This is a genomic window from Algoriphagus aquimarinus (assembly GCF_900112005.1).
GTDB classification, from domain to species: Bacteria; Bacteroidota; Bacteroidia; order Cytophagales; family Cyclobacteriaceae; genus Algoriphagus; species Algoriphagus aquimarinus.
In genome coordinates this window covers 161,604-175,292 of the sequence record NZ_FOKK01000007.1, presented here as the reverse complement: position 1 = coordinate 175,292, position 13,689 = coordinate 161,604, and the positions used below count along the sequence as shown (strand labels likewise).

Annotated in this window: 7 protein-coding genes; all 7 read left to right on the top strand. The window is 38.0% G+C overall.

Annotation, left to right across the window (positions count from 1 at the left end; genetic code table 11):
- Positions 1-8 precede the first annotated feature (8 nt).
- The 7 genes from BM291_RS11100 (at position 9) to BM291_RS11070 (ending at position 13,688) form a co-directional block, all read left to right on the top strand.
- The gene (locus BM291_RS11100; protein WP_092897343.1) at positions 9-3,098 is read left to right on the top strand and encodes a SusC/RagA family TonB-linked outer membrane protein; all 3,090 of its coding nucleotides are present in this window, start codon (positions 9-11) and stop codon (positions 3,096-3,098) included.
- Positions 3,099-3,110: 12 nt separating this feature from the next.
- Positions 3,111-4,592 carry a RagB/SusD family nutrient uptake outer membrane protein gene (locus BM291_RS11095; RefSeq protein WP_245786839.1) on the top strand — a complete coding sequence of 494 codons (1,482 nt, stop codon included), beginning with the start codon at positions 3,111-3,113 and terminating at the stop codon, positions 4,590-4,592.
- 333 nt (positions 4,593-4,925) lie between these two features.
- Entirely contained in the window at positions 4,926-8,012 is a 3,087-nt protein-coding gene (locus BM291_RS11090) for a SusC/RagA family TonB-linked outer membrane protein (RefSeq protein ID WP_092897341.1), read from the top strand.
- Between the two features lie 11 nt (positions 8,013-8,023).
- Positions 8,024-9,502, top strand: a complete 1,479-nt coding sequence (locus BM291_RS11085) for a RagB/SusD family nutrient uptake outer membrane protein (RefSeq protein ID WP_092897339.1) — start codon at positions 8,024-8,026, stop codon at positions 9,500-9,502.
- Entirely contained in the window at positions 9,489-11,009 is a 1,521-nt protein-coding gene (locus BM291_RS11080) for a sulfatase (RefSeq protein WP_092897337.1), read from the top strand. The genes BM291_RS11085 and BM291_RS11080 overlap by 14 nt, the downstream gene beginning before the upstream one ends.
- A gap of 4 nt (positions 11,010-11,013) precedes the next feature.
- Entirely contained in the window at positions 11,014-12,192 is a 1,179-nt protein-coding gene (locus BM291_RS11075) for a sialidase family protein (protein WP_092897335.1), read from the top strand.
- An 11-nt stretch (positions 12,193-12,203) separates the two neighbouring features.
- Positions 12,204-13,688, top strand: a complete 1,485-nt coding sequence (locus BM291_RS11070) for a sulfatase family protein (RefSeq protein ID WP_092897333.1) — start codon at positions 12,204-12,206, stop codon at positions 13,686-13,688.
- Position 13,689: the final 1 nt, after the last annotated feature.

Below are 13,689 nucleotides of genomic sequence, written 5' to 3'. Positions count from 1 at the left end.
TAAATAAAATGAATGTAAGACTACCTTATTTTAGGAAGTGTTCATTTGTATTACTACTGCTCATTGGAGTAATGGTATTATCGAATGTTTCCTATGCACAACAGAGCACCGTCAAAGGAACGGTGATTACAGCGGATGATCCTATGGGGCTTCCAGGAGTGAATGTTTTGCTAAAAGGCACAACAGTAGGTACAGTTACCGATATTGATGGTAACTATTCAATTAATGTTCCTAATGGTAATGGGATATTGGTTTTTTCAATGATTGGATTTGAAAAGCAGGAAGCTGAAGTCGGAAGCAGAACTATTATTGATATTACCTTATCGGAGGACATCAGCGCACTCGATGAAGTTGTTGTTGTGGGATATGGTACTGTAAAGAAAAGTGACTTAACAGGATCTGTTTCAGCTTTGAAAAAAGAAGATTTTAACCAAGGAGCAATTTCAAGCCCTGAGCAACTTTTAGCTGGAAAAATGGCTGGTGTTCAAGTTGTCCAGAACAGTGCAGAACCAGGGGGAGGGATGTCTATAAACATACGTGGTGTTGGTTCCATAAATTCAGGAACTTCTCCACTTTATGTAATTGATGGGCTTCCTTTTAGTAACAGTTCAGCAGTTTCTGGAGCTGGTGAGAGATTTCCAGCACCTAGAACGGAACGATCTCCATTGAGTTCCATAAATCCAGCAGATATTGAATCAATAGAAGTTTTGAAAGATGCTTCTGCAACGGCAATTTATGGAGCCAGAGGCGCTAATGGAGTAATATTAATTACTACCAGAAATGGCAAAAAAGGGAAAATGAAAGTTTCCTATGATGGTTATGCAGGTGTACAAAACGTTGCAAATAAAATTAATCTTTTAGATGCTGACGAATACAAAACAATCATTAACAGTATTATAGAATCTGGTGGTGGGTCTAGTACTGATAAGGTTTCTGATTTTCAGGGAGATGGTACAGATTGGTTGGACGAAGTATATAATCCGAATGCTGGCATTCAAAGCCACAATCTTTCCATGTCGGGGGGAAATGAAAATACCAGTTATTTGATCTCACTAAATTACTTTAACCAAGATGGTTTAGTGATGAATTCATCATTTGAGCGATATGGATTGAGGTTTAATCTTGATCATAAGGTCGATGAAAAATTCCACACAGGAATTAATTTTAGTTCAAATTATTCTAAAGATCAGTTCACCCCTGGTGGGTTTCAACTTAATGAACATGCAGGTGTGGTCTTTGCAGCGATGCAGATGGATCCTACCTTAAATGTCAGAAACGCAGATGGTGATTATGTGATTTCACAACACATCAATGTGGATAATCCAGTTGCCCTTGCAAATGGGAAAAGAGGGATAGGTAATACTTATAGAACCTTTGGTTCTATCTATGGTGAATATTTTTTCACACCTGAGTTTTCATTCAGATTGAATCTTGGTGGAGATGTCAGTAATCAGCAACGTGATTATTATATAGATAGAACAACTATTGATGGATTAGCAGCAGGTGGTATAGCAACTATTTTGCATGGAACAGCATCTAATTACCTAGTAGAAGGTCTGTTTAATTATAAGAAAACCTTTGATAAACACTCTTTTAATGCAGTAGCAGGTGTGACTACTCAGAAGTTTATTTCAAATAGATTTTCCTCTGAGGGTAGAGGCTTTCCTTCGGATGCAACAGAGACTTATAATCTCGACCTAGGAAATCCAAACCTTAATGTTATAGGAAGTTCTAAAGTAGATAATACCATACTTTCTTACTTGGCTAGATTAAACTATACATTCAATAGCAAGTATCTTTTAACTGGTTCAATTAGAGCAGATGGATCTTCAAGATTTGGAGAGAATAACAAATTCGGCTATTTCCCTTCCGTTGCTGCTGGCTGGAAAATTAATGAAGAGGATTTCTTCTCAAGCCTAGAAAAGACTGTCAGTACGCTAAAATTAAGAGCTAGCTGGGGTAGAACTGGTAACCAAGAAATAGGTAATTATCAGTCAATAAGTACTTTTAGCGGCGGGCCAACTGTAGTTTATGACGACCAGCAACGTTCATCCACTCAGCCTGCTAGAATTGCCAATCCAGATCTTAAGTGGGAAACTACAGAGCAGTTAGATTTTGGTATTGATTATGGTTTGTGGGGAGATAGGCTTTATGGAAGTATGGATTGGTACGTGAAAAATACGTCAGACATGCTATTGTCATTACCTATTCCAAGATCTACAGGATTTACTTCACAACTGACTAATGTTGGTGGGATTAAAAATTCAGGATTTGAATTCGCTTTGACTTCAAGGAATATAAATTCAGGAAAAATCAGATGGACCACAAATCTGATATTCACTACCTTAAAAAATGAGGTTACTGATTTAGGTGGAATTGAAAGAATTGTTACTGGTAGTGCTGGAGCGACTAGTCAAATCGCAATCATTGAGGAAGGAATTCCTCTGGAATCATTCTATGGATACGAAGTGCTAGGTATCTGGCAGACTGGTGATGATTTTAGTTCTACGCTGGATAATGTCAAGCCTGGTGACATAAAATATAGAGATATAAATGGGGATGGTAAAGTCAACACTGAGGATAGGACAATACTTGGCAATTCCTTTCCAAAATTTATCTGGTCTGTAGGCAATACAGTAAGCTACAAAGGGTTTGATCTTTATGTCTTTATTGAAGGAGTGGAAGGTGCGAAAATGCTCAATAATGGGTTAATCGATACATACTTTCCAGCCGGTGTTAGAAGAAACAGGTATGCAGAACCTCTGTTAAACAGATGGACACCTGAAAACCCTTCTAACGAATATCCATCTTTTGTAAATACAAGTAGTCAAGGTGAAAAACGTGTGAACAGTATCACTGTGGAAGACGCATCTTATTTGAGACTTAATACAGTTAAGCTTAGCTATCATTTTCCAGCTAAAAGTGGAATTTTTAGTGCAGCTACCATCAACTTAACTGGCCAGAATTTATTCACCATCACTAATTATAGTGGTATGGATCCAGCGATTAACCCTAATGGTGGTGCCAATTTTAGAATTGATTGGAATGCATTTCCAGTGTCAAGGACATTTTTGGCAGGAATCAGTTTCACACTATAATTTATTGAAATCATGAAAATCAAGAATATATATAAATATTTTGCTGTTACGATGACCACATTGTTGACAGTAGGGTGCTCAGATTACTTGGAAGAAAAGCCCTTTTCTCAGTTAGCACCGGAGAATTTCCTAAAAACCAAGGAAGGAATAGAGTCATTAATGGGAGCTGCTTATGCGAATGCTTCCAACATGGTTTCCAATAATTCAATCTATGTTTTCGCTGCTGATGAGTGGATCACTGATTTTGCTTATCAATCCGGAGATGGAGTCAATGCAACTGCCTTACAGTATATCAATTTCACATGGGATGCGTCAATTGGTCTGTTGCAAGGTGAAAATTGGGACTATCCATACAGAGCCATTAGAGATGCAAATTTAGTATTAGAAAATTTGGATGCCTTGGAAGTTTCTGAAAGTCAAAAGACTATATATAAAGCAGAGGCTCGCTTTATCAGGGCCACATGTTACATTAAATTGTTTTGGAAATTTGGGCCCGTTCCCTTACGAACATCAACTGAAGATGAGGTACAATTACCAAGAGCTTCAACCGAAGAACTTTCCAGCTTCATTGAAACAGAATTGATCGCGGCCTTAGCAGATTTACCTGCTCCTGGACAAGAAGCAAATTATGCTAGAGCTCATAAAGCGGCAGCACAGGGCTGGTTGTCCAACTTTTACTTAAATAATAAGGATTGGCAAAAATCCGCTGACTTTGCAAAGCAAATCATGGATCAATGGAATTATGATTTGTTTCCAGTGTATGAAGATTTGTTTAAAGTGGAAAACGAACGAAACAGTGAATACATCTGGGTTCGACCAGCTAAGACTAGTGCTGATAGAAGAGCATCAAATAGTTGGATGAATACGGCATTTCCTATAGGTTTTGCTAGTGATCCTAGAACAGGTTTGCAGTTCTCAAATGCCTGGAGAAATTGGCCAAATGAATCCAGAATTAGGGATAAGTTTTATTTCTCTTTTGGTGAAAACGATAAGAGAAAGGACCTGATCTTACACGAATATATCAATACAGATGGAAATTTAATTTCGCTGTTAGATGAAGTGGATAATACTCGCTCCTTTAAATATTGGCCGGATCCAGAAGGGGTGAATGCTTCTTTTGGTAATGATATACCTGAAATTAGATTTGCAGAGATTTTACTGAATAGAGCGGAAGCTCTTAATGAGTTAAATGGTCCTAATCAAGAGTCAGTTGATCTAATCAATAGAATCAGAGCTCGTGCTGGTATCGAAACTTCTTTGAAACTAAGTGATTTCGCTTCTAAGGAAGAGCTTAGAATGCAAGTTTTGGACGAAAGAGGCTGGGAGTTTTATTCCGAAGGAAAAAGACGACTGGATTTGATCCGAATGGATAAGTTAATAGAGTTTGCACATGCTAGAGGGGCTACCAACGCTAAACCCTTTCATAGGTTATATCCAATCCCATTTGCTACAATGGATGCGAATCCACTGCTTACTCAAAATGAAGGATATTAAATTACTTGATAGATTGGGTAAATTGATTCTTCTGAGCTTTTGTTTCCTTGGCACCTTCTTAGGTGTCAAGGAAACAAAAGTGAGTCTATCCAAGAAGAGTTTAATAACTCTATATTTATTTAATATTAATTTAGTTATACAGTTACTAAATTAATCGGAAACCATTTTGAATGAATTGCCTCATTTTCAAAAAATCAAATGAAGGTCTGGTATAAGACTTACTGTAGTCAAGTAGACTATACCTATACTAAGCGGCATATAAAACTGCTTAATAAATTATCATGCTGCTAATAATTGAAAATCAATTAATGCTAACCCCAAAACCATATTAACATGAATGTAAGACTACCTTATTTTAGGAAGTGTTCATTTGTATTACTACTGCTCATTGGAGTAATGGTATTATCGAATGTTTCCTATGCACAACAGAGCACCGTCAAAGGAACGGTGATTACAGCGGATGATCCTATGGGGCTTCCAGGAGTGAATGTTTTGCTGAAAGGCACAACAGTAGGTACAGTTACCGATATTGATGGTAACTATTCAATTAATGTTCCTAATGGTAATGGGATATTGGTTTTTTCAATGATTGGATTTGAAAAGCAAGAAGCTGAAGTCGGAAGCAGAACCATTATTGATATAACATTAGCAGAGGATATTAGTGCTCTTGATGAAGTCGTGGTCGTAGGCTATGGTACGGTCAAGAAAAGTGATCTCACAGGCTCTGTTGGAGTTTTAAAGAAGGCGGACTTTAACGCAGGTGTTATTACTTCCGCAGAACAACTACTTGCTGGAAAAATACCTGGAGTTCAGGTGGTTCAGAATAGTGCTGAGCCTGGAGGGGCGATCTCAGTAAATATTAGGGGAGTAGGGTCTGTCAATTCTGGGAATTCACCTTTGTATGTAATAGACGGTTTACCCATGGATAATAGTCTTGCTGTTTCGGGCTCTGGATCTAATTTTGATCAAAAAACATCTAGAAATCCACTATCATCCTTAAATCCAGGAGACATAGAATCTATTGAGGTACTAAAAGATGCTTCTTCCACAGCTATCTATGGAGCAAGAGGAGCTAATGGTGTAATATTAATAACAACAAAAAAAGGTTCTACTGGTGCGTTAAAAACTAATTATGATTTTTATTTAGGAGTTCAAAATGTTGCCAAAAAGCTAGATGTTTTAAACCCAACCGAATATCAAAGCATATTGAATAGTATTATTGAAGACGGAGGTGGTTCTGAGAGTGAAAGAGTCAAAGATTTGCAGGGGACTGGCACGAATTGGCAAGATCAGGTTTATCAAGATAATGCATTGGTTCAAAGTCATAATCTTTCCTTCACAGGAGGGAATGACAAAACACAATTCTATGCCGGTTTAAATTATTTTGATCAAGATGGAGTTGTCAAAAACTCTTCTTACGAGAGGTTTGGGTTTAGGCTTAACCTTGAACATAAGGTTACAGATAAATTTGTACTAGGTACAGCACTAAACAGTACTTACACAAAGGATACGTATTTCCCTTCAGGTTTTAGCATAAATGAAGGGGCTGGAGTCTTGTACTCTGCTTATAATTACGACCCTACTATCAGCCCATACAATGCAGATGGATCATATAATCGTTCATCATTTATGACCATGGATAGCCCTTTGGCTTTAATCAATGGAAAGACAAGTTCATCCAACGGATATAGGACATTTGGTACTTTTTATATGCAATATTTCTTAACCAAAGAGTTGTCCTTTCGAGTGAATTTGGGTGGGGATATAAATAGCCAGCAACGTGACACTTTTGTGGATAGATCTACAATAGATGGTTCTGCAAACGGAGGGATAGCCTCAGTTTTAACAGGTAGTAGAAGTAATTATCTTTTTGAAGGATTACTAAATTATAATAAGGTTGTAGGAGAACACTCCATTAGTAGTGTTTTTGGGGCAACAACACAAAGATTTGTTTCAACTAATTTCAATGGGACTGCCAGAGGTTTTCCTTCTGATGTTCTTAAAACCAATAACTTAAGCCTGGGGGATCCGCTTCTTTATACGTTGTCAAATTCTAGATCCTCTAACCAACTTTTATCTTATTTAGGAAGGGTGAATTATATTTATAAGAATAAATATTTATTAACTGCTAGTATTCGAGCAGATGGTTCCTCTCGATTTGGTGCTAATAACAGGTTTGGTTATTTCCCTTCAATCGCAGCAAGTTGGAAGATTAATGAGGAAGCTTTCTTCTCCGGTATTGAAGAAACGGTAAGTACATTGAAATTGAGAACCAGCTGGGGTAGAACTGGTAATCAGGAGATTGGGAATTATCAAGCAATTACAACTTTCGGCAATGGTCCAATTGCAGTAATGGATGATAAACAAGTCAAAACGTTAGACCCTACACGTATAGGTAATGAAGATTTGGTTTGGGAGACGACCGAGCAATTTAATGTCGGAATTGACTATGGTTTTTTTCAGGATAGGCTTCAGGGTAGCATAGACTATTACAAGAAAAACACATTTAATATGTTGTTGAATCTCCCTATACCTACAGAAACTGGATTTACTACTCAGACTCGAAATGTAGGAAGTGTTCAAAATTCGGGATTTGAATTTGGATTGACTTCTACCAATATAAATAGTAACAGTTTCAAATGGACCACAAATCTCCTCTTTAATGCGTTAGAAAATGAAGTTACTGACTTAGGAGGTATTCCTAGAATTGTCACTGGTAGTGCAGGGTTTTCCAATCAAATATCTGTAATAGAAGAGGGGCTTCCTCTCAATAGTTTCTATGGTTATGAAATCCTTGGGATTTGGCAAGAAGGAGATGATTTTGATCTTACGAATGATAATGTGGCCCCAGGAGACTTTAAATACAGAGATGTAGATGGTAATGGAGTAGTTAATTCAGATGACAGAGTAATTCTGGGTAATTCATTTCCAAAATTTATTTGGTCAATTGGAAATACATTGACTTATAAAGGGTTTGAATTGTATGCATTTTTTGAAGGACAGGAGGGATTGCAGATGTATAATGGGAACTTGGCTGAAACCTATTTTCCAATTAGTTTCCGGAGAAATAAATTAGCAGAACCCATGCAAAATAGATGGACTGCTGAAAATCCTTCTAATGTTTATCCTTCCTTTATAAATCCATTAGGACAAGGTCAGAAATCAGTTAATAGCTACACGGTAGAAGATGCCTCTTATGTACGATTAAACACAGTCAGATTAAGTTATAATTTAAATGTGAAATCGAAACTTATCAATTCTGCTAAGGTGTATGTAACAGGGCAGAATTTGGTAACCTGGACTAGTTACAGTGGTTTAGACCCTGCAGTTAATCCCAATGGTGGAGCAAATCTTAGAATAGACTTTAATGCCTATCCTATTGCTAGAACCTTTATGGGTGGAGTTATTTTACAATTTTAATCAGGCCTACTATGAAAACGATATATATTAAAAATTTGATAGTTGTGATGTTGGCTTTTAATATGACATCCTGTGTAGATATGCTTGATGAGCCAGTATATTCTCAACTTGCTCCAGATAACCTACTTACTACTGAAGAGGGGATTAAAAATGTGCTCTATTCAGCTTATGCTCACACAGCAAATATGAGTGGAGCGAGCTCTAAAGCTGTAATTGCCATGGAAGAATGGCAAACTGATTTGATGTGGCAAACAGGCGGAGGAGAAAATGGAACTGCAGTTCAGTTTATTAATTTTACTTTAGATCCTGGACTAGGAATATTGTTTAGTGATCTATGGGCTCCAAACTATAGAGCTATAAGAAACGCCAATATTATATTGGAAAATATAAATAATTTAAAGTTATCAGATCAAAAGAAAAATGAATATAGTGCAGAAGCTCGTTTTATAAGAGCAATAAGTTATATCAAACTTTATAACTCATTTGGACCTGTTCCAATTCGGCGAAGTACTACTGATGAGTTGGAGGTTAGTCGACCTTCAATTGATGAGATGAAGTTGTTTATTGAGGAAGATCTTCTGTTTGGACTAAATTTTCTTCCACAGCCTGGGTCGGAAGATGAGTTTGGAAGAGCGAATAAGGGGGCTGCTTTAGCATTTTTAAGCAAGTTTTATCTTCAAGAAAAGAATTGGCAAAAAGTTGTTGATTACACTAATCAGCTTGTTGCTCTGGGCTACTATTCCCTTTATCCTGTATATCAGGAAATGTTCAAGGTAGAGAATGAAAGAAATTCAGAAATGATATGGGTGAGACCGGCTTATGCTGATGCTACTAGATCTTCTGCTAATGATTGGATGAATGGTGCATTTCCAGTAGGTTTTCAAAAGGATCCTGTATCTGGACTTGAATTTCAATCTAATTGGGTGGTTTTCGCTTCAGAATATAGGATGAGGGATCAGTTTTATAACACATTTTCTGAAGATGATAAGCGAAAAGATTTAATTATTACCTCTTTTATTAATAAAGCAGGTGATACTATTCAATTATTAGGGGATGATAATACCAGATCTTTCAAATATTGGCCTGATCCAAATGCAATACAACAGGCGCATGGGACGGATATACCTGTCATTCGATATGCTGACATCCTGTTATCAAAAGCAGAAGCATTAAATGAGATTTCAGGACCCAACGAAGAAGCATTAAATTTAATTAATCAAGTTAGAGAACGGGCTGGACTGAACGATTCTCCATTAGCATTATCAAATTTCCCGTCAAAAGAATCTCTTCGCGAGCATATTTTGAAAGAAAGAGGTTGGGAATTTTACTCTGAGGCAACAAGGCGATTGGATATGATTCGTATGGGCGTATTGATTAGCGATGCCCAAAAAAGAGGGATCTCCAATGCACAGGGTTTTCAAACTCTCTTGCCAATTCCACAGCAAGCAATTGATTCAAACCCTGTATTAATTCAAAATGAAGGATATTAAATTACTTGATAGATTGGGTAAATTGATTCTTCTGACCTTTTGTTTCCTTGGCACCTACTTAGGTGTCAAGGGCAAAAGTGAGTTTGTACAAGAAGAGTATATTAAGCCAAATATCCTTTTAATTTATGTCGACGATTTAGGTTATGGTGATATAGCGTCGTTTCCTGGGGGTCAAGGAAAATCTATTGCCGAGACCCCTAATATTGACCTATTAATCAAATCGGGGATGAGCTTTACCAATGCATATTCATCCGCACCTCTATGTTCCCCTGCTAGGGCGGCACTTTTAACGGGAAAATCTCCAGCCAGACTTGGATTTGAATTTGTAACCAAGTTTGAAAAAGACACCTTGGATTGGGATGATGAAAAATGGATTGCACTGTTCGAGAATAAAAAACTAATCTCTCCACCAATCACACTTAATCTTCCATTAGAAGAAGTGACTATAGCAGAGGGGCTTAAAGAGCTAGGGTATGAAACTGGTTTGGTGGGGAAATGGCACGTAGCAACACACCATAAAGTCTATAAAGGTTGGAGTCTTACTCATGGGCCAGCACAGCAGGGCTTTGACACAGCTAAGGAAACCTTTGGATCCCACCCATATAATGGAATTCAGTTTTCACCTGAACTAAATTATGGAGAATATCCAAATGACTTACTTACTAATGAAGCAGTAAGTTTCATCAAGAAAGAGCATAATGATCCTTTCTTTTTAATGGTAAGCCATTATTATGTTCATACCCCACATTTGAAAGGGATGCAATGGATAGAAGATAAATACAGAGCCAAATCAAAGGGTGAGCTCAGTGATGAGATGATTCGTTATGCCGCAAACATAGAATTATTGGATCATTATGTAGGTCAGGTATTAGATGCACTTGATGAATCAGGACTTAGAGAGAAAACTATGGTAATTTTTACTTCTGACAATGGGGGGCATCCTTCTTACGCACATCACGCTCCATTCAGAGGTAGTAAGTGGAATCTTTATGAAGCAGGAATTAGAATTCCTATGGTGGTTTCTTGGCCTGGTGTGGTGGCAGCTAATAGTATAAAAGAGGTGCCGGTAATTCAGACCGACTTTTTCCCCACTTTTATGGATATAGCAGGTGATGAAGAAATAGATATTAGTGAACTCGATGGACAGTCTATTCTGCCCTTATTGCTAGGGGGTGAAATTGACAGGTTTAAATCCTTATTCTGGTATTTCCCTTACTATCACCCAGAAGGCAAAGCATACGATGAAGCGCTCGTAGATATTGGGGTTGAAGATGGTGCAACAAGTCAGACTCGGCCTCAAGCAGCATTACGTCAAGACGCTTTAAAATTGATTTATTATTTTGATACTGATCGCTTTGAATTATACGATCTCAATTATGACCCAAGTGAATCAATCGATCTTAGTTCTTCTCGTCCTTGGGATGCCAAGCTTATGAAGGAAGAGCTCATGGAACGATTGTATTCTTCAAAAGCTAGATTCCCAAGAATAAACCCTAAAATAGATTGACCTTATGAAAAAAATCACAGCACTATTAATTTGCATGTTTATCTGTGTTTATGTGACTGCTCAGCAGTATGAAGATAGAAAGGTGCCAGGAAATGTGGTAGCATATAGTCCAGCGTCCTCTGGGAAGTATATAGGATCTCCAAGTTTGGCTATACTTCCTAATGGAGATTATGTAGCTTCTCATGATTTATTCGGTCCCGAATCTAATGAGCATGTAAGAGCTACTTCCAAGATATATACTTCGAAGAATAAGGGTAAATCTTGGGATGAGATAGCAGAGATTGATGGCGCATTTTGGTCAAAATTATTTGTGCGTCAAGGGAAATTATGGTTTATAGGTACAGATAGGCATCATGGTAATACGCTTGTAAGGCTTTCTGAAGATGGAGGAAAATCTTGGACGAGTCCTACGAATGGTTCTAATGGATTAATTCTAGCAGGTGAGTATCACTGCGCTCCTATGCCGATCATTGAGCATGATGGAAGGATTTGGAGAGCTATGGAAAGTGCTATGGGTCCAATTAAAAAATGGGGTAAGCGATATGGTGCGTTTATGCTTTCAGCTCCTATAGATGCGGATTTGTTAAATGCAAATAGTTGGACTTCCAGTAATATCCTCTACTATGATTCTACCTATCTGGATGGGAACTTTGGTGGCTGGCTAGAAGGGAATGCAGTGGTGGACAAGAATGGGCAGATGTGGGACATGTTGCGTGTTGATGATCGATCTACTTTAGAGGAAAAAGCAGCTCGAGTTAAGATAAGCGATGATGGTAAAACTGCGACATTTGATCCTCTGACAGGCTTTATAGCTTTTCCGGGTGGGAGTAAAAAATTCACTATCAGATATGATGAAACTACCGGGCTATATTGGACTATTGCCAATGTGATCCCGGAAGAGATAAAATTAGCTAATGAAGGGAAAAACCCTGCAGGAATCAGGAATACACAAGCTTTGTTTTCCTCTCCTGATTTGACTACTTGGGATCAAAGAAAAGTGCTTCTACAACATCCCGATGTTGTTAAACATGGATTTCAATATGTGGATTGGGTTTTTAACGGAAAGGATATTCTGTTTTTATCGAGAACAGCTTATGAGGACGGAATGGGAGGAGCTCATAATAATCACGATGCCAACTTCCTGACTTTTCATCGGATTAAGAAGTTTAGAAACCTACTTTAAGATAAGCTACTGTGAAATTATTACATAAAATTGGGAAGAAGTGGATTTTAGTATCCCTGTTATTAAGTGGTCTGGTTTCCCTAACCTTCGCCCAATCAAAAAAGCCTAATATTCTTTTTATCTATACAGATGATCAAGCCTATTGGACATTGGGTGCATCTGGAAACAAACAAGCATTTTCGCCTAATTTGGACCAGCTCGCTTCTCAGGGAGCATTCTTTGAGAATGCTTTTGTGACTACACCTGTATGTAGTCCTTCCAGGGTAAGTTTGATGACCGGTCAATATGCATCGGAGTATGGAGTATTGGACTTTATCGCACAGCCAGGACATAAGCTTTATGATCCAGAAAATCCAATTGGTCTAGATCCAGAAAGCATCACATTTCCTGAGGTGCTTGCTCAAGCTGGCTACCAAACAGGTTTAGTGGGTAAGTGGCATTTAGGCGATTGGACCGGAAAAGATTCAGATCATCGATATCATCCTACCAATCAGGGCTACGAGTATTTTATGGGTATTACTGGGGGGGGAGAATCACCGATTGATCCCATGCTTGAAGAGGATGGGGTTGTTAAGAAATTTGATGGTTTGACTGTTGATATTTTGACAGATAGGGCTATGAAATTTTTGGAGAGTAATCAGGAGAAACCTTTTCTTTTGAGCCTCCATTATCGATCTCCACACGGTAAATGGTTGCCTGTAGCTGATGAAGACTGGGCTCCCTATGAAGATATGGATATGCAGGTTCCGCATCCGGACTATCCTGATCTGGATATACCTAGAGTCAAGTCCAAAATGAAGGAGTATATGGCGAGCTCTTCTGGAGTGGATAGGAATGTAGGGAAGTTACTTAAGCGCTTGGAGGATTTGAGTTTGTCTGAAAACACAATTGTTATTTTTACCTCTGACCATGGCTATAATATGGGGCACAATGGAATTGAGCATAAGGGGAATGGGTATTGGATCACTAAGCAAGATCATCCGGCAACTGAAAACCTCGCCATAAATTCCCGACCAAATCTTTATGATCAATCGCTTCATGTCCCTGTAATAGTTCGATGGCCCGGTGTCATCAAAGCTGGTTTACGTGTAAAAGAAACCTTTACTAATATGGACTGGTACCCAACTGTGCTGGAAATGACGGATGCACCGATTCCCTCAGGTAAAATACTACGTGGTAGGAGCGTGCTACCTATTCTAAAAGGAGAGCGGGTGATAAATTGGAACAATGACCTCTATACGGAGTATAGCATGATCAATTATAGTACAGCCTTAATGCGTTCTTATCGCACAGCAGAATGGAAGTTGGTTAAGGATTTTCAGGATTCAAGTCGTGATGAGCTTTATCATTTGGCAGTGGATCCTGAAGAAAAAGTGAATCTTATTGATGGAAATTCATCTGATATAAAATTGATAATCAAAGAATTAACTGAAAGTATATATAATAAAATGAAAGAAGTCGAAGATCCTTTATTGGCTTCTTTTTCAAATAATTAAC